This window comes from Chloracidobacterium validum (assembly GCF_018304825.1).
GTDB classification, from domain to species: Bacteria; Acidobacteriota; Blastocatellia; order Chloracidobacteriales; family Chloracidobacteriaceae; genus Chloracidobacterium; species Chloracidobacterium validum.
Map to the genome: position 1 here is coordinate 2,460,347 of NZ_CP072648.1, position 19,708 is coordinate 2,480,054.

At 62.2% G+C, this 19,708-nt stretch carries 17 protein-coding genes; 7 read left to right on the top strand and 10 right to left on the bottom strand.

Translation table 11 applies throughout. From position 1 onward, the window contains the following. Window positions 1–15 precede the first annotated feature (15 nt). On the top strand, window positions 16–1,119 hold the full coding sequence (locus J8C06_RS10345) for an energy transducer TonB (protein ID WP_211428616.1): 1,104 nt from the start codon (window positions 16–18) through the stop codon (window positions 1,117–1,119). Between the two features lie 30 nt (window positions 1,120–1,149). Here the strand turns inward: J8C06_RS10345 and J8C06_RS10350 are convergent, their stop codons facing one another. Then, a complete protein-coding gene (locus J8C06_RS10350; RefSeq protein ID WP_211428617.1) occupies window positions 1,150–2,226 on the bottom strand; it encodes a WD40 repeat domain-containing protein in 1,077 nt (358 codons plus the stop codon). Between the two features lie 297 nt (window positions 2,227–2,523). Here J8C06_RS10350 and J8C06_RS10355 point away from each other — a divergent pair, with 297 nt between their 5' ends. The 3 genes from J8C06_RS10355 (at window position 2,524) to gyrA (ending at window position 6,895) form a co-directional block, all read left to right on the top strand. Then, window positions 2,524–3,708, top strand: a complete 1,185-nt coding sequence (locus J8C06_RS10355; protein ID WP_211428618.1) for a pyridoxal phosphate-dependent aminotransferase — start codon at window positions 2,524–2,526, stop codon at window positions 3,706–3,708. A 73-nt stretch (window positions 3,709–3,781) separates the two neighbouring features. Then, on the top strand, window positions 3,782–4,360 hold the full coding sequence (locus J8C06_RS10360; RefSeq protein ID WP_211428619.1) for a DUF937 domain-containing protein: 579 nt from the start codon (window positions 3,782–3,784) through the stop codon (window positions 4,358–4,360). An 87-nt stretch (window positions 4,361–4,447) separates the two neighbouring features. Continuing rightward, on the top strand, window positions 4,448–6,895 hold the full coding sequence (gene gyrA, locus J8C06_RS10365; protein WP_211428620.1) for a DNA gyrase subunit A: 2,448 nt from the start codon (window positions 4,448–4,450) through the stop codon (window positions 6,893–6,895). 44 nt (window positions 6,896–6,939) lie between these two features. Here gyrA and J8C06_RS10370 read toward each other — a convergent pair whose 3' ends face one another. The 9 genes from J8C06_RS10370 to J8C06_RS10410 form a co-directional block, all read right to left on the bottom strand. Continuing rightward, complete coding sequence (locus J8C06_RS10370; RefSeq protein ID WP_246602033.1) at window positions 6,940–7,533, bottom strand: Uma2 family endonuclease; 594 nt, start codon at window positions 7,531–7,533, stop codon at window positions 6,940–6,942. Window positions 7,534–7,825: 292 nt separating this feature from the next. Then, a complete protein-coding gene (locus J8C06_RS10375; RefSeq protein ID WP_211428621.1) occupies window positions 7,826–9,139 on the bottom strand; it encodes a helix-hairpin-helix domain-containing protein in 1,314 nt (437 codons plus the stop codon). A 142-nt stretch (window positions 9,140–9,281) separates the two neighbouring features. Further along, window positions 9,282–10,172: a pyridoxal 5'-phosphate synthase lyase subunit PdxS gene (pdxS, locus tag J8C06_RS10380; protein WP_211428622.1), complete on the bottom strand. Its 891-nt coding sequence runs from the start codon at window positions 10,170–10,172 to the stop codon at window positions 9,282–9,284. 148 nt (window positions 10,173–10,320) lie between these two features. Continuing rightward, window positions 10,321–11,094 (bottom strand): nickel pincer cofactor biosynthesis protein LarB, encoded by a 774-nt coding sequence (gene larB, locus J8C06_RS10385; RefSeq protein ID WP_211428623.1) that lies wholly within the window; start codon window positions 11,092–11,094, stop codon window positions 10,321–10,323. After that, a complete protein-coding gene (hemB, locus tag J8C06_RS10390) occupies window positions 11,091–12,071 on the bottom strand; it encodes a porphobilinogen synthase (RefSeq protein ID WP_211428624.1) in 981 nt (326 codons plus the stop codon). The genes larB and hemB overlap by 4 nt, the downstream gene beginning before the upstream one ends. Window positions 12,072–12,146: 75 nt before the next feature. Then, on the bottom strand, window positions 12,147–12,986 hold the full coding sequence (locus J8C06_RS10395; protein WP_211428625.1) for an ABC transporter permease: 840 nt from the start codon (window positions 12,984–12,986) through the stop codon (window positions 12,147–12,149). Beyond that, window positions 12,976–13,980: an alpha/beta fold hydrolase gene (locus J8C06_RS10400; protein WP_211428626.1), complete on the bottom strand. Its 1,005-nt coding sequence runs from the start codon at window positions 13,978–13,980 to the stop codon at window positions 12,976–12,978. The genes J8C06_RS10395 and J8C06_RS10400 overlap by 11 nt, the downstream gene beginning before the upstream one ends. Beyond that, window positions 13,977–15,089, bottom strand: coding sequence for a hypothetical protein (locus tag J8C06_RS10405; protein WP_211428627.1), 1,113 nt, complete (start codon window positions 15,087–15,089; stop codon window positions 13,977–13,979). Before J8C06_RS10405 ends, J8C06_RS10400 begins: the two co-directional genes overlap by 4 nt. A 10-nt stretch (window positions 15,090–15,099) precedes the next feature. Then, window positions 15,100–15,579: a PH domain-containing protein gene (locus tag J8C06_RS10410; protein WP_211428628.1), complete on the bottom strand. Its 480-nt coding sequence runs from the start codon at window positions 15,577–15,579 to the stop codon at window positions 15,100–15,102. A 204-nt stretch (window positions 15,580–15,783) separates the two neighbouring features. On the opposite strand from J8C06_RS10410, the gene J8C06_RS10415 reads away from it, so the two are divergent. The 3 genes from J8C06_RS10415 to J8C06_RS10425 are packed head-to-tail and all read left to right on the top strand — an operon-like array spanning window position 15,784 to window position 19,697. Next, window positions 15,784–16,197, top strand: a complete 414-nt coding sequence (locus J8C06_RS10415) for a DUF427 domain-containing protein (RefSeq protein ID WP_211428629.1) — start codon at window positions 15,784–15,786, stop codon at window positions 16,195–16,197. A gap of 21 nt (window positions 16,198–16,218) precedes the next feature. Further along, the gene (locus J8C06_RS10420) at window positions 16,219–18,669 is read left to right on the top strand and encodes a PAS domain-containing hybrid sensor histidine kinase/response regulator (RefSeq protein WP_211428630.1); all 2,451 of its coding nucleotides are present in this window, start codon (window positions 16,219–16,221) and stop codon (window positions 18,667–18,669) included. A 20-nt stretch (window positions 18,670–18,689) separates the two neighbouring features. Further along, the gene (locus J8C06_RS10425; protein ID WP_211428631.1) at window positions 18,690–19,697 is read left to right on the top strand and encodes a GSU2086 family protein; all 1,008 of its coding nucleotides are present in this window, start codon (window positions 18,690–18,692) and stop codon (window positions 19,695–19,697) included. The last annotated feature ends 11 nt before the right edge of the window (window positions 19,698–19,708 follow it).

The window sequence follows — 19,708 nt, forward strand, 5'->3', positions numbered from 1 at the left end:
CAGGAGCAAACCGTCATGCGCCGGCGGCTGTTTTTTTCTTGCGTCTGGTTGGCAGGGTTCGTTCTTTATGGGCAAGCCCAAGAGCAAAAACCATTTACCGTAGCCGTACTTCCTCCACACATCACAGACGAAGTTGGCGGGGTCTCGGCGGACACCGTGCTCGATGTGGTCGAGCAGGCTCTGGCTCGCCAGGGGTTAGGCGTACTGCCGCGCGCGCGAACCCGTTCAGCCGCGCCACCGGTTGCCGACCTCAACTTCAATCCAACCTGCATCGAAGCGCAGGCGCTTGGTGCGCGCGTCGGGAGCGAAGGTTACGTCCTGGTGGCGTTGCGCCGCGGCGAACGCAGCGCGCCCAACCGCCAAACCGTCATTGGCGGTTCACTGCATCTGTTCGCCGTGGCTACCCGCACCGGACAGCTTGTTGCCAGCGAGCATCTTGACTTCACCGAAAGCGAGCTGGGGTTTCTTCCGACCGTAGCGCCACTGGTGACAACCGCAGCCGGAAAACTGAGTGCCGGCTGGCGGACGATACAGACCCAGCTTTTGGGTTCGGCCGGGCAAACTGCCACCTGCCAAGCAGATGTGGATTTCCGCCTGGCCGACTCGCCGCCCGGCGTAACGCCGCCGGTTCCACTGGTGCGCCCCCGCCCCGAACCAACGAACCTAGCTCGTGTCGCCGGAGTGTCCGCTACGGTCGGGGCAGAGGTCCACCTCACTGCGGACGGACAAGTTTGCGAAGTTATGATCACCCGATGGGCCGGCTACGGGCTTGAAGCTGCAGTTGAGAAGGCATTGCGAGCGGCTCGGTTCAAGCCTGCCACACGCGATGGTCAACCGATATCGGCGCGATTCCTGGCGGAGTTCAATTTTCGTACCGTAGGGTCTTCGCTGCCAGCAAAACCAAACCAGACCTTCATATCGAGCGAGTTCGGGCTTGCACACACGCCGCCAAGGGTGGCTTGCCTCTCACCCATGCCCCCCCCAAGGACAGCCACATCTTCGGCACATCGGGTCACGTGGTTTTTGCGCCCAAGCTCGCGTTTGCTGGGAGAACACCGCCATGTCTGCACCGGCGGCCAGCGTCCCAACTCACCGGTTGACCATCAAAGCCTTCGCTAAGGACAGCACGTTGGGGCGCCGTGACCTTGGTCAAGCCGGCTCGCCAGAGAGCGCCACAACCAGACCTTGTGGACTCCCGACGGCAAGCCACATTCCGGTGGGGTGCCAGTCCAGGACGGTCACGCCCTCCGGCAAGGTGTAGCGTCCGACCGGTGTTGTCGGACGACCCGGCTTTTCCGGTGGACGCCACAGCAGCAACCCATCCGTGCCCCCCGAGGCCAGCGCCTTGCCATCGGGACGATAGGCCAGCGCCGTTACCAATCCCGCATGTCCTTCTAGCACGACCGGCGTCGAACCTGCCGGGCCGCGCCCTGAAAAGTCCCAAATCGTGACGGCCGAACCGCCACCCGTCGCCAGAAACCGCCCGCGTGGATGCCAGGCCAGCTCGCGGACTTTGGTGGCATAGCCCGACATCATTAGGTCTTCACCGGTTGTCGTATCCCAGACATGAATGGTGGCATCCTGGTCGCCGACCACGAGATACTTGCCATCCGGTCGCCAGCGGACGGTCAGATGCGAACCCTTCCAGGCAAAGACTTCGCCGGGCGTCGTTTCGCCAGGCTGCCAAACCGTGAGCAGCCCGTAACTGGACGTGACCAGGCACCGCCGCGCCGGATGCCACTGCATATCGGTAATCGTGCTGGTATGGCGCGTGTGTTCGCTCACCACGTCCCCGGCAGGCGTCCAGAAGCGCAGGCACTTGCCGGCCGCCGAGGCGAGCATCACCGGTTTGCCGTCCGGGTATGGCGGACTCCAGACAACTCGCTCCACCCAGCTTGCGCCGGCCGGCAGGTCAGCCGCCAGTTCGCCGGTCGCCGCGTGCCAGATACGCGCGCGGCCGTCCTGACCACCGGTTGCCAGCCAGACGCCATCCGGCGCGCCATGCAGCGCCATGCCGCCGACCGAGTGGGCAGCGCGCGACCACCGGATGGCATCCGTCGCGCCGTCCAGTACGACGAGCGTCCCAGCGGATGAAAGTACCGCCAGCCAATCCCCATCCGGCGCCCAGTGCAGGGCCAGCACGTGGTCATCGAGCGCCACCTGCCAACGGGTGGCAAGCTCGCGCATCGTGCTTTTCAGAAAATCGCTCAGCGAAGGCAACGGCATGGCTTCCTCATGGCAAAAGCGACAAAGGTTTTCGGCGCAAGGTTACGAAGGTTGAACTCGCCAACCCAAGCCAACCCGGACCGGACCGGCCGGCTAGAGGCTGCCAAAACAGTGTGACGGAGACACAGCGCCGTCGGCAAGTGAGCAGCCAGGCCCATGCCTTGCCGCATCCGGCTTCGGCGGCCGGTGTGAGGACGGCTCACCTTGGCGACGACTCGACAGGCAAGCCATTTTTGTTCAGAATCGCGCACCGACAAGTTCCAGGCCAACGACTTCAGGAGTATTTCAGGAGTAGTTATGGTTACGTTTCGACGCGCCCTGCGGCTCGACCACATGCAATCTTCCTCGACGATGGCCGCGACGGCCGCCGCCGCGCGGCTGCGCGCCCAGGGACACGCAGTGATTGACTTGGGCGCGGGCGAGCCAGATTTCGACACGCCCGAAAACATCCGCCAGGCGGCCATCCAGGCGCTCAACGAAGGCAAGACCCGCTACACGCCGGCATCGGGGACAACCGAACTCAAGCAGGCCATTGCGGATTACATCGCCCACGAAACCGGGACGCGATACCCCCTCAGCTCGGTCATCGTCTCGGCCGGTGGCAAGCAGACGCTCTTCAATGCCCTCGTGAGCATCCTGAACCCCGGCGACGAAGTCATCATTCCGGCGCCATACTGGGTCACGTTTCCTGAAATCGTAGCGTTTTGCGGTGGGGTCAGCGTGTTCATTCCAACCCACGAGCACGGTTTTCAGCTCACGGCCGACATGATCGAGCGCGTTCTGACGCCACGCACCAAAGTTGTCATCGTCAACTCGCCGTCCAACCCGTCTGGCGTGGTCATCGCGCCGGATGCCATCCGCCAGATTGCCGAACTGTGCGCGGCGCGCGACCTGTGGCTGATTTCCGACGAGTGCTATTACAAGTTTGTCTATCCACCGGCGCGTCCCTTTTCGGCCGCCAGTCTGCCACCGGAGCTACGGGAGCGGGTCCTGGTCTCCGGCTCGCTTTCAAAGACCTACGCCATGACCGGTTGGCGGATTGGCTATGCGCTGGCGCACCCTGACTGGATTGCCGAAATGACCAAGGTGCAAAGCCACTCGACCTCCAATCCGACGACCTTTGCCCAGTGGGCGGCCATTGAAGCCCTCCGGGGAAGCCAGGCTTCCGTGGCAACCATGCTGGCCGAATATCAAGCCCGGCGCGATTGGATCGTTCCGGCACTGGCGGCGCTGCCGGGCGCGCGCTGTCGCCAACCGGAAGGCGCGTTCTATGCCTTCCCCGATGTTTCCGGCGTCCTTGAACGGGCCGGAATCCGCGATGTGGATTTCGCCCAACGGCTGCTGGAAGAAGCCCATGTCGTGGTAACGGCCGGCTCAGCCTTTGGCGCCGATGGTTATTTGCGCATCTCCTATGCCAACTCACTCGAAAACATTCGGCGCGGCATTGAAAATATCCACGCCTTGATCAAGCGGCTCGGCTAGCGAGTGGGGTCTCAAACTGGCATCACCACAACAGCTTGGGACAAACCACCAAGCAAGACGCGGAGCAAGAACGATGAGTGACCTTATCGGCGGTTTACTTCAACAGTTAGCCGGCCCGGCCCTGTCTCGATTGAGCCAAACCATCGGGGCCGACGAAGCCGCCACCAGCAAGGCCGTCGCCGTCGCTGTGCCGTTGCTGGTAGGCGCACTGGCGCGCAACACTGTTCAGCCAGAAGGCGCGCAGGCGCTGCACCAAGCCGTGGTCAAAGACCACGACGGCAGCATCCTCGATGATGTCGTCGGTTTCTTGGGCGGGGGTCAAGCCGGGAGTGGGGCCGGTATTTTGCGCCACGTTCTCGGAGAACAACGCCCAGCCGTAGAGCAAAACCTTGCGCAGGCGGCCGGACTGGCCCCAACTGCCGCCGGGCAGATGCTCGAACTGCTCGCCCCGGTCGTCATGGGGTGGATCGGTTTGACCCAGCGCCAGCAGGGCCTCGATGCCAGCGGCGTGGCGAACCTGCTTTCAGGACAAGCGAAAGCCACCCCAGGCAACGTTCTGGGCGCGCTCAACACGCTGCTGGATGCCGACAAGGACGGTTCCGCGCTCGATGACGTCGCCCGCTTCGCCATGGGCTTCTTCAAAAGAAAGTGATGGACGCGCCGCGTTCGTGACAATCCTGGGCAACCCACCTGATTCAGACCTCTTTTCCAAAACTTCACGCTTTTCCAAAACTTCACTATGGATGAACAAAAGCTCATACCGGCGAACATCGAAGACGAAATGCGCCGGAGCTACCTCGACTATGCGATGTCGGTCATCATTGGCCGCGCGCTGCCGGATGTCCGTGACGGCTTCAAGCCCGTCCATCGGCGCGTCCTCTGGACGATGCACGAGTTGGGCAATACCCACAACAAGCCCTACAAGAAAAGCGCGCGTGTCGTCGGCGACACGATTGGCAAGTACCATCCGCATGGCGACCAGGCCGTTTACGACACCATCGTGCGGCTCGCGCAGGACTTCTCCATGCGGGTGCCCCTCATTGATGGGCAGGGCAACTTCGGCAGCGTGGACGGCGACGCCCCGGCGGCGATGCGGTACACCGAAGTCCGGCTGGCGCGCATCGCCGATGCCATGCTGGCCGACATCGAAAAGGACACGGTTGACTTCCAAGAGAACTACGACGGTTCACTGGTCGAGCCGGAAGTCCTCCCGACGCGCTTTCCGAACCTGCTCGTCAACGGCTCGTCGGGCATTGCCGTCGGGATGTCCACCAACATTCCGCCGCACAACCTGACCGAAGTTCTCGACGCCACGATCCATCTCGTCAACAACCCAACGGCGACGGTCGAAGACTTGATGAAGTTCATCCAGGGGCCGGACTTCCCGACTGCCGGCTTCATTTGCGGGCGCAAAGGCATCCGGGACGCCTACATGACCGGGCGCGGCTCGATCACGATGCGCGCACGCGCGGCCATTGACTATGTCGGCGGCAAGGGTGAACGCGAACGGCAGGCTATCGTCATCACAGAACTGCCCTACCAGGTCAACAAGGCCAAGCTGCTCGAAAAAATTGCCGAACTCGTCAACGAGAAACGCCTGGAGGACATTGCCGACCTCCGCGACGAAAGCGACCGCGAAGGCATGCGGATTGTCATCGAACTCAAGCGCGGCGCCGTGGCCCAGGTCGTCTTGAACAACCTGTTCAAGCTGACGCCCATGCAAACCAACTTCGGCATCATCAACCTGGCCATTGTCAACGGCCAGCCACAGATTCTCGATCTGGTCGAAACGCTGCGGTACTTCATCGAGCACCGCCGTGACGTGGTGCGGCGGCGGACGACGTTTGAGCTGGAAAAAGCCGAAGCCCGCGCCCACATCCTCGAAGGCCTCAAAAAGGCCCTCGATGTTCTCGATGAAGTGATTGCGCTCATTCGGGCGGCGAAGTCGAGCGCCGAAGCCCGCGATGGACTGATGGCGCGCTTTGCCTTCAGCCAACGCCAGGCGCAAGCCATTCTGGAAATGCAGCTTCAGAAGCTGACCGGGCTGGAACGCCAGAAAATCGTGGATGAATACGAAGCCATCCTCAAGCGCATCAGTGAGCTGCGAGCCATTCTGGAAAGTGAGGCCGTTTTGCGCGCCGTGATTGTGAGCGAGCTACAGGAAGTGCGGAAAGAGTATAGCGAGCCACGCCGGACGCAAATCGTGGACGCCGACACCGAACTGACCATCGAAGACCTGATCCCGGATGAAGAAGTCGTCATCACGATTACGCGGGGGGGCTACATCAAGCGCACGCCGGTTTCGGCCTACCGGACGCAGAAACGCGGCGGAACGGGCCGGCGGGGCATGGCGACCAAAGCCGAGGACGTGGTCGAATCGCTCTACATTGCCTCGACGCATAGTTTTCTGATGATCTTCACAACCAAGGGGCAGGTCTATAAAATCAAGGTTCATGAAATCCCGGATGCGGCAACGGCCGGGCGCGGCAAGGCTATCGTCAATCTGATTGAGTTGCCCGATGGTGAAAAAGCCGCCGGGACGATCCCGGTGCGTGAATTTGCTTCCGGGCAGTACGTCGTGCTGGTAACGCGCCGTGGCACCATCAAAAAAACCGAGCTTTCAGAATATGCCAACATTCGCTCGAACGGCATCATTGCCATGGGCGTCGAAGAAAACGACGAACTGATCGCCGTCCAGATGAGCGATGGCACGAAACGCATTCTCATCTCGACCTTCAACGGACAGGCCATTTGCTTCAACGAAAGCGACGTGCGCCCGATGGGCCGGCCGGCCTACGGTGTTATCGGCATTCGACTGCGCGAAGATGATTATGTCACCGGCATGTCGGTCGTAACCGGCACCGAGGACATTCTCGCTGTGTCAGAGCTGGGACTCGGCAAGCGTACGCCTATGTCGGAGTATCCAGTTCATCACCGGGGCGGGCAGGGCGTCATTACCATGCGCGTGACCGAACGCACCGGTGGCGTCATCAAGGCGCTTCCAGTCAAAGACGACGACCAACTCATGGTCATCACCCAGCAGGGGCAACTGGTTCGGGTGGATGTTAAGCCGATTCGGCAGACCGGACGCGCCGCGCAGGGCGTCAAAATCATCAACCTTTCCGACGGGGATAAAGTTGTGGACGCTTCGCTGGTTGAAGCCCCCAGCGAGGAAACGACGCCCTGATGAAGCTAGTGCTGAAAGACTGCCGAGAAGCCGAGAAAAAGGCGCTAGTCCGGCGGCGCAAGCAAAGCCTGCAAGCGTCTGACCTCGGCTTCAAGCGCGGCTGCCCGCGCGGTAGCTTCCTCAGCTTGCGCCCGCGCCGCTTCCGCTTTGGCCTCAGCCGCTTCTAACTTGGCCTCGGCCGCTTCCGCGCGCGTCAGCACCAGCCGTCCGTCCGCATCGTAAAACCGTAACCAGCGGGTCTGGAGCGCGTGATACCGCCCTTCCCACGCTCCAACCCACACCCCAAGCTGGGCGCTCCACAACCACCCCTCCGCATTCGGCGCGATTGGTTCATACTGACCACGCACGAGTCCCCAACCCAGCAACTGCGGCGACGCTCCCTCGCTGGGGTCAGGCCCGTAGCAGTAATACTCCGCCGTCCGAAACACACGCTCATACAGCCGCTTCTTCTCGCCCAAGTCTGCACTCTGGGTCGAAGGTGACAGTAGCTCAACAATGACATCCGGCAACCGCCCATCCTCCTGCCACACCACCCACGACGGACGCGCGTAAAACCCATCCACATCCTTCACCACGAAAAAATCCGGCCCTTTGTAATCCTTGTTCCGCACCTGCTGAAGGCTGTAGTAAACAAACATATTGCCGCCGGCGAAAAAGTCCGTCCGTCCCAAAGCTGGTGCAGGCAGTCGTCCAACAGGTTGATTTGCAACCGATGCCAGACATTTTCCAAGGGAATGCCATCCTCGTCAGGCAGTTCGAGCGCCAAAAGCTCGGCCACGTCAGGTTCGGCTGGTAACGCCGCTGGCACAATTTTGGCCGGTTCAACCTGGGGTGTCATAGGGCAACGCCTTTCCGGCTGGGGCCGGAGCTTTTCTATAGGCTGTGGCTTGTCAGGCCGGTCCAAACCAGCCGGTCCAAATCGGCCAGCGCCTATTGAAGCTCAATCGTGCAGTGCGGAAAGTGCGTTTGCAAGGCTTCCAATAGTTCTGGCGACGGACAAACGTTGAAGGACTGGTGAGCGCGGAGCCTGGCTTCCGCCCCGGAGGGAAGCGCCAATGCGAAAAGCACCGGGCGCTCCCCACGGTGCCGGTCAAGCACATCGCGGAGCTTTTCAAGCTGCCCGGCGTCGAGTGCGTTCGCCTGAAAGCGCAGGGTGAGACTCCGAGCGTGGCGCTCACGGAGACCTTCAAGGGGTTCAGCCGTTTCAGCAATGATCTTCGTTGGCGTGGCGTCTTCGAGTTCAAGGCGTCCGGTGACCAGCACGGCCGCGCCGTCCGTGACTTTATCGCCGAGTCGTTTGAACGTTTCCGGCCACGCAATGACTTCGATGCTGCCGGTTTCATCCTCGAGCATGAACACGGCGAAACGGTCGCCCTTTTTCGTATTCTTTACGGTGAAGGCGCTGACGACGCCACCCATGCTGACGGTTTCGCCCTGGGACTGGTGCGCAAGCTGGGCATAGGACAGACTCCTGAGATTCGCCAGGGTTTCCCGGAAGGACGCCAGAGGGTGTCCTGTCAAATAAAACCCAAGCGTCGCCTTTTCACCGGCGAGGCGTTCTTTTTGCGTCCAGTCCGGGACGTTTGGAAGTGCGGTCGCTGGTGATTTGGCCGCGTCGGTCAGCATACCAAACAGCGAGGCCTGCCCGGCCGCAGCGTCGCGGTGCGCGCGTGCGCCTTGCTCCAGAGCGGCATCAATCGCGGCAAATTTTTGGGCCCGCGTTCCAGGCAGGCTATCAAACGCTCCTGATTTGATCAGGCTTTCCAGGACGCGCCGATTGAGGGCTTTGGGATCGACCCGCTCGGCGAAGTCAAAGAGTGACTCAAACGCTCCATCCTTCTCGCGGGCAGTCAACATGGCATCCACGGCGGCTTCGCCAATCCCTTTGATGGCCATCAATCCGAAACGGATTTGTCCGCCGGATGCGGTAAACCCATGCCGACTGATGTTGACATCTGGCGGCAGAATCTCGACGCCCTGTTCGCGCGCCCCCTCGATGTAGCGCGCAACTTTATCGCTGTCACCGAGTTCACTGGTGAGAACAGCGGCCCAGAAATGCGCTGGATAGTGCGCCTTGAGGTAAGCCGTCCGGTAGGCCAGTACGCCGTAGCACACCGAGTGACTGTTGGCCGTCAGGATGCCGTTGACAAAGTAGTTGTGCAGCGGCGCGCGCATTGTCACGTTGTATGTCGGCGCGACGCCAACCGGCGTTACACGGGCGATTTTGATTTCACGAAGCGACATTGCGGAAGCCAGAGCCAATAGGGGTAAGGTGAACCAAGCCAGGCTTGCTTGGCCTCAAAGCATACGCAACGGCTTGGCTGCAAGTCCATCCCGGCGGGCGTCCGCATCCGAAGGGTTCCAGATGCAGACACCCGCCAGGTCGTTACCAACCGCGCGCGGCAAGGACCTGCTCGGCCGGCAGGGTTTCAATAGCAAGACCGCGCATGGGCTGGCCGTCTTCAATTTCCTCGCAGGCCTCCAGCACCTTGGCGGCATCTTGATAAAAGGTGACGGCTTTGACGATGGCGCGGGCAAAGCGCGCCGGATCGTTCGACTTGAACACGCCGGAACCGACGAAGACGGTTTCGGCGCCGAGGTGCATGCAGAGCGCGGCATCGGCGGGCGTCGCCACGCCACCCGCTGCAAACAGTGGCACCGGCAACTTGCCATGGCGCGCCACCTGGCAAACCAACTCGTAAGGGGCTTGGAGCCGCTTGGCTTCGGCCATGAGTTCATCCTTGTCCAGAACCGTCAGCAAACGGATGTCGCGCCGGATTTCGCGCAAGTGCCGTACGGCTTCGATGATGTTGCCCGTTCCGGCTTCGCCCTTGCTCCGGATCATGGCAGCGCCTTCCGCAATCCGCCGCAGTGCTTCGCCCAAATTCGTGGCTCCACAGACAAAGGGAACGCGAAAAGCGAACTTATCAACGTGATGGTGCGGGTCGGCCGGCGTCAAGACCTCTGACTCATCAATGAAATCCACGCCAAGGGCTTCCAGAACCTGGGCTTCGGCAATGTGGCCGATGCGGACTTTGGCCATGACCGGAATCGAGACGGCTTCCATGATTTGGCGAATCATGCGCGGGTTCGACATCCGCGCCACGCCGCCGTCACGCCGGATGTCGGCCGGAACACGCTCCAGAGCCATGACGGCTACAGCACCGGCTTCTTCAGCAATGCGGGCTTGCTCGACATTGACCACGTCCATGATGACGCCGCCCTTGAGCATTTCCGCCAAACCAGTCTTGAGTCTCATCTGCTGTGTATCATCCATCAGGCGAACTTCCTCCAAAAAGACGCTGCGAATCGCTCTGTAACTTCGTTGTTCGCAAGCGCGGGGGTGCGCATTGCAATCCGGGACGGTACGCCCTCGCCCGACGGCGCGCAACGGCCATTCGACGGGAATTTGCAACCAATGCGACTTAGCCGACCGGCTGCCGATTGATGAGCGCGGCGACATATCCGGCGCCAAACCCGTTGTCAATGTTGACGACCGTCACGTTGGGCGCGCAGCTATTGAGCATGCCGAGCAGGGCCGTCAGTCCACCCAAGGCCGTCCCATAGCCAATACTGGTCGGAACGGCAATGACCGGCACGGCGACCAGCCCACCAACCACCGACGCCAGCGCCGCTTCCATCCCAGCGACGCAAATCACGACCCGGGCCTGCCGCAGAACGGCAACCTGCCGCAGCAGCCGATGCAGCCCGGCGACGCCGACATCCGCCACGAGCGTCACGTCGTTTCCCATCACCTCACACGTGAGCAGGGCCTCACGCGCCACCGGCAGGTCGGTCGTGCCGGCGCACACCACCACGATGCGTCCGTGGCCGTGGCGCGCCTGGTCGCGGTGAACCACGATGAGACGGGCCAGGGCATCCCACCGCGCCTCCGGGACCACCGCTTGGACGGCCCTGGCGGCCGCTTCCGACGCGCGCGTGACCAAAACGTTCGGATGAACGGCGCTCAGGCGGGCGACGATGGCGGCGGCTTGCTCCGGCGTCTTTGAAGCGCCATAGACCACTTCTGGAAACCCCTGCCGCAGCGCCCGCGCCTGGTCGAGCGTGGCAAACGGTTGCCCGTCCGCGCCGGTGAGCACGTCCTCCGGCAGGCCCGACAGACGAGCTGCCACGTCATCGGGCGAACACTCACCACGCTGCACGGCCACAAGCAGCGTTTTCAACTCGTCATACGTCATCCCAACTGCGACGCGGCCGCTTTGGCAAAGTAGGTAAAGATGACATCCGCGCCGGCGCGGCGGATGGCCAGGAGGATTTCAAGCATGACGCGGTCGCCGTCAATCCAGCCCCGCTCGGCGGCCGCCCTGACCATGGCGTACTCACCGCTCACTTGGTAAGCCGCAATCGGCACATCCGAAAATTCCCAGATGGCGCGGATGACATCCAGATAGGCCAGCGCCGGCTTGACCATGACCATGTCCGCACCTTCGGCCAGGTCAAGCCGCACTTCCCGCAGCGCCTCGCGGATGTTGGCCGGGTCCATCTGGTAGGTTTGCTTGTCACCAAACTTGGGCGCGGAGTCGAGCGCGTCACGGAATGGGCCGTAAAAGGCCGAGGCGTATTTGGCCGAATAGGCCATAATCCCCACATTGGGAAATCCCTCGACATCCAGCGCCTCACGGATGGCCCCGACGCGCCCATCCATCATATCCGACGGCGCGACGTAATCCGCGCCGGCGCGGGCGTGCAGGACCGACATTCGCGCAAGCACTTCGACCGTCTCATCGTTGAGAATTTCGCCTGCCTCCGACACCAGCCCGTCATGGCCGTCGCATGAGTAAGGATCGAGCGCGACATCGGTGAAAATCGTCAACGCCGGAACCCGTTCCTTGACCGCGCTGACGGCACGGGGAAACAAACCGTCGGGATTGACGGCTTCGGAGGCGGTTTTGTCCTTTTTGTATTCCGGCAGGGCCGGGAACAGGGCAACGCCGCCAACCCCCAGCGCCGCCAACTGGTGGCATTCTTCAACCAGCAGGTCAACTGAAAGCCGCTCGTAGCCCGGCATCGAAGGAATCGGCTGGCGCTCGTTGTGGCCATCCACGACAAACAGCGGGGCCACCAAGTGTGCCGGGGTCAATGAGGTTTCTCTGACCATTCGGCGAATGGCCTCGGTACGGCGGTTCCGGCGGGGACGTTCAGGGATCACAAGCATGGGGAAGGCTCCGTGAAAAGGAAAATCAGACTTCCCTTCCACCATACGTTCCGACGGTCGGTAGCGCCAAATCGGTTATAGATCGCGCTGCTCGAACCACCAGATCGCCAACGCCAGATTGGCCACGATGCAGCCCACCGTCCACGCGATCATCAGCGGCGATGGGGGTGACGATGAAGAAAACGGCGCCATCCCGATTTGACTTAGGAGGATCGGCTGCATCAGCGCCGCCGCAGATTGCCACATCGCTTCGGTCGGCACCAGCAAACTCGAAGCAATGCCCAGGTTGCGCGCCGTCGGGTTGCCCAGCGTAGCTCCAATCCGCTCCATCCAGCCGCCAATGAAGGCAATGCCATACAACCCTAAGACCACGACTCCATTGGCAAGCGTCGGAAGGCGGGTGCCCCCGGCAATCGTCATGGTCAGTATGGCTACGCCGCCTAGCCACATCAGCAGCAGGGCGGCTGCGGCAGAAGGTGGGGTGTAGCCGGCCGTTAGCCACGTCACCAGCAAGACGCCACCCGCCATGAAGCCCAGATAGAGCGTGAGCAGAAACAAAAAGCCAACCCACTTGCCCAACACAATCGTGGCGCGGCGCAGTGGTTTGGTCAGAAGGGTATGCACCACCCCGGAAGCAATGTCGCCGGACAGCGTATCCACCGGCAGCGCCACCGCGGTCACGACGACGAGAAGGTTGACGACGTACAGTCCGGCCAACGTCAGCGTGTTGCATTGTGCGCGCTGAATCACCGGCGTGACGGCGCCCAATGGGCTGATGCTGGCCCCAAAGCCCCAGGCAAACAGCGCCAGAAAAAGCAGTCCCAACCCGAAGGCCAGCAACAGCACCTTGCGCTTGCGGGCCTCGTGAAACGTCAGAATCGCCAGGGCGATCACACTGCGTAAGTCAGCCTGCATCCGGCCCTCCTGCCTCCGCTCCTCCGCACTCGCCACGACCAGCCGCCGCGAGCCAGTCACCGACAAGGCGCTCGATTTCATCCGGTCGCTCAAAAAGCACTAGGTGGCCCGTCCGCAGCAGGATGTGCAAACGCGCAACCGGGAGCGTTTGCGCCAGGCGGTCGCTGTCGGCGAAGGGGACGACGGGATCGAACTCACCGGTCAGCACCAACGTCGGAGCGGCCCGGGCGGCGGCGTCACGCACTTGGGCAACCCGTTCCGGCCGAACCAAGTCCGTCACGGCCAGAAAGGCCGCCCGCGAGTTACAATACACCAGGCTCGTGAACGACATTTCAACGTCGCGCCACATCACTTCGCGTTGACAAAGCGTGACCGAGACGTAGCGGTACACCAGCGTTTTCGATGGAATGCGCCGAAGCGTGTCAAAAATTGCCCCAAGCACACTTGGTAACACAAGAGCTTGCGCCGCGCCATAGTCGAACAGCCCGAAGTTCATCACGACCTGCCGCCGAACGCGCGCCGGAGCGGCGTCGCCAACCAGGAGTGCCACCGCCGAACCCAGCGAAAACGAAACCAGATCAAAGGCTTTGATGCCAAGCTGGTCGGCCAGCGCCAGGGTATCCTGGGCAAAGGCCAGGAGCGTGTAGTCGTCGTCTGGAGCCGTTTCGGAAAAACCATGGCCGCGAAAATCAAAAGCGATGGCGCGAAACCCGGCCGCGCCAAGCGCCGGTGCCAGGCGATAAAACCAGTACGACGAACAATCCCACCCGTGGAGCAAGAGGACGGCCGGGCCATCCGGCGGGCCGTATTCATACAGGTGGTACTGAATCGCGCCCAAGCGGATGAACCGTGCCCGGGCCGCAAAGGCGCGCATCGTGTCAAACACGTCTTTTTGCCGTGGAGAGGTTTCGCGCGCTTCCCGCTCGGCAAGCTGGGCCAGGTGGCGGCGAAACTTTTCCGTGGCAGGCTCGGAATGGGGTACCCAGTCGGTCAATCAGTCAAACGCTTGACGGACGACGCGCGCGCGGGGGGTAGCGTCCGTTCCTCTTGAAGATCGAGCCGGAGCATGGCATCGGCGGCAATGAACCCGTCTCCAGCGCGCTGGCGTCGCCAGTAGAAAAATGCCCCGCCGGCGGCCGTGCCAAGCAACACCATGCCAGCGCCGGCAAGCACCACGAATGAGGCAATGCTGACGAGAAGCTGCCCGATATGGCGGACATCCTGCTGGGTCGTTCGGGTCGGCGTGCTCAGGCGAGGCGGGGGGTCGCCCAACCAGCGCACGACATAGTCATACTCGACGCGCTCGATAGCCGCTTGCGCGCGGGCAGCGTCCCGGACGCCATCCACAACCACAATGAAGTTGCCGCGCCGGGCAATCTGACACCTACCGGAAGCCAAGCCCTGGGCAGCCGCCAGCGCCGCGGTGGCATCCTGCGGCGTGGGATACTCCGCCACCAGAACATGCTCGAAAGGCGCCGCCGCTGTGTAATCAGCCCAGGCGAAAGCGCAGCCTGGAGAGGCAGGGAGCGCGTTGGCGCGAAGCCAGGTGGCGCGGGCCAGTCCCAAAGCGCCAACCGCGTAGCGCTCCGTCCCAGACTGCCGCGCCGGAGACGGCAACTTGCGGAGCACAACCGGTTCTTCGTCTTGCCCCTCGACCGGCGGAAGCGTGGCTTGCCAAGCTTCGAGCCTAGCTCGCAGCCAGGCCGCAACAACCGAGCGTTTTTCTTCTGGCGCGTCCGGCTGCACGGTCAGCACCGTATCGCCAAGCCGCTCGCCACCAATCAACTTGGACAACCCCAGCGCGCGCCCGTAACTCGGACAGCGATAGAGCGCAAAGGCAATCCCTTCGCGCCGGCCGCGGTGCAACCAGGCAACGCCAAACTCCCTGGCGACTTCGAGTTGCTCACCGGGCAGGACGCCGGACGGTAGCTTCGTGGTGAGAAGCAGGCTCTGATTGATGCCCAGCTCACGCACCGGGAAGGTCCGCCCGGCGGTCTCATCCCGGACGCCACCGACCGCGAAACCGACCGTGGCCGCGATGAGCAGCACCACCCCACCCAGTTGCCAATGCCGTGGCGGTCTTTGGTTCCAGAACAGCTTCATGTTCCTCGGCTCACAGCAGCGGTGAACCTGCCCGCTGGAGGATTTGGTCAGCGACCGCGCGCGGTTGCGCGATATGTCGCATGGTAATTTTTCCGGTCGCCGACGCACTATCCACAATCACGTTGCCCAATCCACAGAGCCGTTGCGCCAGCGTTTGCTCAACCGTGACATCCTGCACCTTGGCAAGCGGGATGTTCCGCACAGTTTTAGACAAGATTCCAGTACTGACTTCAATCTTGTCGGCCGCCAGCGTGTAGGTTTCCACCCACTGACAAAGGTGCTTCCAGGCGGCCACGGCAAAGAGCGCGAGGCAGATTCCGATGGTTACAAAGGGAACGGCCGGCGCCAGGCTCCTCCAGATGACAGCTTCCACAACCCCGCCCAGGACCACGAACACTACCGTCAAGATGACCGCCGTGGCATACCACAGCCCAACGAACAAGAACGTTTGCCGGAACACGACCGGCGCTGGCGGGTGATGATCGGCCATGTGGTTGATAAGCCTCCAAGTCAGCGCCGGCTAGCCGTACAAGCGGCCTTCTGCGCAAACCACACCTCTTATACCAAATCCCGCGCGCGGAACGCACCTATCGCGCCTGAGAACCGACGTTACCCCGCGCTAAACCACCGTCGAGCGACACTTCGTTCTGAACAGGATTTCCCCAGATGTGGCGCGCTCGAGCCGAATCGCGCTATGATGACTTCGTTTCCATCCCAAATACTCCGGCTGGCGCAACGTCGGTTCAGATACCTGTCGAAACCGTCGGCTGACCATCCGGCTCCACGCAAGATGAAAGTCACCATCAAAGACCGCGCGACAGGCACGATTTTGGCCGAAACAACCGATCCGAACCAAGTTCTCTCGTTTGAGGGGAACTGGTACTTCGCGCCAGATGCCGTCAATCAGTCCGTGCTGAAGCTGACCACCGACACCTACACCTGTGGTTACAAGGGTACGTGCAACTGGATCACCTTCGACGACGGCGCGCATCTGACGCCCCACGTGGCTTGGGTGTATCCGGCCCCGAAGGCCGGCTACGAAAACATCGCCGGGCGTTATGGTTTTTACGCCGGCGCGCGCCTCACCACCATTGAGGAACGCGAGTGATGCCTTGAGACGAGCGACACCATGACCAATGAGGCGGGGATGTCCAACGCCTTTGAAGCGACGAACACCTCCGAAACGTCCCCGAGTGCCGACCCCAAAACCGCGGCGCAACGGATTGCTGAACTGGAAGCCGCGCTGCGGGACGCCGCGCAAACCATCCGCTCGCTTCGGGAAAGCGAGCTGCGCTATCGGGAAATCTTTGATGGCGCATGCGACATCATCCTGCTGTTGGGGTTGGATGGGCGACGCCTGGCCTGGAATCCCGCCGGCCAGCAAATTCTGGGTTACAGCGCCGAAGAAATCCAAGCCATGTCGGTGCGCGAGTTCTCGCACTTGGTCGTGCCGGAGCATCGGGAGCGGATTCGACAGGCGCTGAATGAAAAGCTGGAACAGCAAAGGACTGAGTCGCGCTACGAGGCCGACTTCATTGCCAAGGACGGCCGGCGGATTACCCTTGAAGTCAACTCCCGACTGCTCTTCCGCGACGGCAAGCCAGTGGCCATTCAGGGCATCTTGCGTGACATCACCGAGCGCAAGCACTTCGAGCAAGCGCTGCGTGAGAGCGAGGCGCGCTACCGCGACCTCTTTGAAAACGCCAGCGACATCGTGTACGTCCACGACTTTGAAGGGCGCTTTTTATCCGTCAACCGGGGCGTGGAGCGGGTCCTGGGCTACACGCCGACCGACGCCAAGCATCTGACGATGACCCATATCGTGGTGCCGGAGCACCGAGCGCGGGCGATTCAGTCCATTGCCGAAAAACGTGCCGGAAAAGTCGAGGTCACACAGTACGAGTTGGATGTGATTGCCAAGAACGGTCAGCGTGTCACGCTCGAAATCAGCTCGCGCTTGTTTTACGAGCAGGGCGTCCCGGTGGGCGTGCACGGCATGGCGCGGGATGTCACCCGGCGCCGCCAGATGGAACGGGCCCTGCGCGAAAGCGAGGCGCGTTACCGAACACTCTTCGACAGTGCCCACGATGTGATCTACTGCCACGACCTGGAGGGCCGGATTCTGGACATCAACCCGGCAACGGAGGCCTTGTTTGGCTACCGACGGGATGAAGCGCGGTCGCTCAACGTCGTGGATGTCATCGTTCCAGAAAGCCGTCCAGTGACCAAGGCTGCGGTTCAGCAACTTCTGGAAGCGCCCGGAACGACGGCGCGCTATGAAGCGACGCTGCTGGCCCGCGACGGACGGCGCATCACGCTTGAACTCAATACCTGGATGATTGTGGAAAATGGCAGGCCGGTGGCCTTTCAAGGCATTGGGCGGGATTTGACCGAACGGCGGTTGGCAGAGCGCGCCCTGCGCGAAAGCGAGGAACGCTTCCGCCGCGTTTTCGACGCCGCGCCGCTGGGCATTGCCCTCGTGTCGTTGACCGGCTACGTCATGCGCGCCAACCGCGCGGTGTGTGAGTGGCTTGGCTACACCCCAGAAGAAGCGACCGGACGCCACCACCTGGACTTCTGCCACCCAGACGATGTCGAAGAAACGATGCGCCTCACCCGGCGACTTCTTGCAGACCCGACCCTGTCGAGCTTTCAGATCGAGAAACGCTACCTGACCAAGGCGGCGAAGGTGGCCTGGGGCCGCCTGACCGTGGTCGTGGTGCGTGACAGTGACGGGCAGCCGCAGTACCTCCTGAGCATGATCGAAGACATCACACAGCAGCGCACATTGGAGGAGCAAGTTCGCCACGCCCAGAAAATGGAGGCCGTTGGGCAACTGGCCGCCGGGATCGCCCATGAGTTCAACAACCTGCTCACGGTGGTGGCCGGATACGCCGGGCTCCTGGAGCGTCGCCTTTCGCCAACCTCGATTGAACGTTCTTCGCCGGCGCTCCTCCATCGGTATGCTCTGGACATCCTGACGGCCGTGTCGCGGGCCGCGACGCTCACCGGGCAGCTTCTTACCTTTGGGCGTAAACAACAGCAGCAGTTAGCGCCACTCAACATCAACGAGTTGGTCACGTCGTCCGTCCGCATCCTGCGTCCGCTCCTGGAGCCGCACATTGCCATCGTCACCGACCTGTCACCGGACTTGGGCATCGTCGTCGCCGATCAGCAGCAGCTCGAGCAAGTGCTGACCAATTTGGCGGTCAATGCCCGCGATGCCATGCCGCATGGCGGCACGCTGACGCTGAGGACGCTCAACGTCTGGCACGAGTCCCGGCCTGAGAGCAGCACGCCTGCCCTGTTTCGGAGCCGCCAGGCCAGCGATGAAACCATCCGCATGAACCCGTATGTCCTACTGGAAGTTGCCGACACCGGGCTGGGCATGACCGAGGAAGTCCGGCAACGCATCTTCGAGCCGTTCTTCACGACCAAGCCGGTTGGCAAGGGCACGGGTCTTGGGCTATCGGTGGTCGAGGGCATCATTGCCCAGAACAAAGGCTTCATCACGGTCACCAGCGAAGTGGGGAAGGGCACGGCCTTTCAGATTTTCCTTCCACGCGGTGAACTGTTGTAGGTCCGTGCCGAGGAGGGCTTGTGAGTACCTCGTCTTCGAAGAGTCACTATGCCGTTTCCCCACTGGATTTTGCGGGACTGTCCACCTATCCCCTGGCCGCGCGGCCGAGCAAAGTGTCAGCGCGCGATTTGTCCCGCCCCTGCCCGCCCGGCGCGACCCTGCGTGACTTCTTCGCATCACTGCCGAACATCCTGGCCGTCAAAGAGCTTCGGGCAGCGGCGGCGGCCGTCCGGGCCGCGCGCGCGCGGGGACGCGCCGTGATTGCTGGCTTTGGCGGCCACGTCATCAAGTGTGGACTCGGCCCCCTACTCATTGACTTGATGGCACAGGGCTACCTCACCGCTTTTGCCTGCAATGGCTCAAGCGCCATTCACGACTTTGAAATCGCGCTGGTGGGCGCGACCTCCGAAGATGTGGACGCCACGCTGGGGAGCGGCGCGTTTGGCGGCGCGGAAGAAACCGGAACAGGTTTCAACGCGGCCTGTGCAGCGGCGGCGGCGGATGGCATTGGCCTCGGTGAGGGCTTGGGCCGCTGGTTGGATGCGGCGCAGCCGCCCTACGCTGAGCAATCCGTTTTGATTCAGGCCTACCGACGACGCGCGCCGGTGACGGTCCATGTTGCCATTGGCACAGACATTACCCACATTCACCCCACGGCCGTTGGCGCGCACTTGGGCGCGGCAACCCACCATGACTTCCGCCTGCTCTGCGGACTCGTGCGTGAGCTTCACGATGGCGGGGTGTACTTGAACTTTGGCTCGGCGGTCATCCTGCCCGAAGTCTTTCTCAAGGCCGTGACGACGGTGAGAAACCTGGGTTATCCACTCACCACCTTCACGACGGTCAACTTCGACTTCATTCAGCATTACCGACCGTTGACCAATGTCGTCCGCCGTCCGGTTGCCGGCGGGGCCGGGCGCGGGATTGCGCTAACCGGTCATCATGAGCTGCTGCTGCCCCTCTTCGCAGCGGCAATTCAGGAGCTGGATGACGCGCCCGAACCATCCGCGGCCAGCGCATCCGGTTAACCAACCCCAGC

What these genes read in the sequence shown, in the direction of transcription:
- J8C06_RS10345 (WP_211428616.1), top strand. Translation starts at nt 16, where the DNA reads ATGCGCCGGCGGCTGTTTTTTTCTTGCGTCTGGTTGGCAGGGTTCGTT.
- J8C06_RS10350 (WP_211428617.1), bottom strand. Translation starts at nt 2,226, where the DNA reads ATGCCGTTGCCTTCGCTGAGCGATTTTCTGAAAAGCACGATGCGCGAG.
- J8C06_RS10355 (WP_211428618.1), top strand. Translation starts at nt 2,524, where the DNA reads ATGGTTACGTTTCGACGCGCCCTGCGGCTCGACCACATGCAATCTTCC.
- J8C06_RS10360 (WP_211428619.1), top strand. Translation starts at nt 3,782, where the DNA reads ATGAGTGACCTTATCGGCGGTTTACTTCAACAGTTAGCCGGCCCGGCC.
- gyrA (WP_211428620.1), top strand. Translation starts at nt 4,448, where the DNA reads ATGGATGAACAAAAGCTCATACCGGCGAACATCGAAGACGAAATGCGC.
- J8C06_RS10370 (WP_246602033.1), bottom strand. Translation starts at nt 7,533, where the DNA reads ATGTTTGTTTACTACAGCCTTCAGCAGGTGCGGAACAAGGATTACAAA.
- J8C06_RS10375 (WP_211428621.1), bottom strand. Translation starts at nt 9,139, where the DNA reads ATGTCGCTTCGTGAAATCAAAATCGCCCGTGTAACGCCGGTTGGCGTC.
- pdxS (WP_211428622.1), bottom strand. Translation starts at nt 10,172, where the DNA reads ATGGATGATACACAGCAGATGAGACTCAAGACTGGTTTGGCGGAAATG.
- larB (WP_211428623.1), bottom strand. Translation starts at nt 11,094, where the DNA reads ATGACGTATGACGAGTTGAAAACGCTGCTTGTGGCCGTGCAGCGTGGT.
- hemB (WP_211428624.1), bottom strand. Translation starts at nt 12,071, where the DNA reads ATGCTTGTGATCCCTGAACGTCCCCGCCGGAACCGCCGTACCGAGGCC.
- J8C06_RS10395 (WP_211428625.1), bottom strand. Translation starts at nt 12,986, where the DNA reads ATGCAGGCTGACTTACGCAGTGTGATCGCCCTGGCGATTCTGACGTTT.
- J8C06_RS10405 (WP_211428627.1), bottom strand. Translation starts at nt 15,089, where the DNA reads ATGAAGCTGTTCTGGAACCAAAGACCGCCACGGCATTGGCAACTGGGT.
- J8C06_RS10410 (WP_211428628.1), bottom strand. Translation starts at nt 15,579, where the DNA reads ATGGCCGATCATCACCCGCCAGCGCCGGTCGTGTTCCGGCAAACGTTC.
- J8C06_RS10415 (WP_211428629.1), top strand. Translation starts at nt 15,784, where the DNA reads ATGATGACTTCGTTTCCATCCCAAATACTCCGGCTGGCGCAACGTCGG.
- J8C06_RS10420 (WP_211428630.1), top strand. Translation starts at nt 16,219, where the DNA reads ATGACCAATGAGGCGGGGATGTCCAACGCCTTTGAAGCGACGAACACC.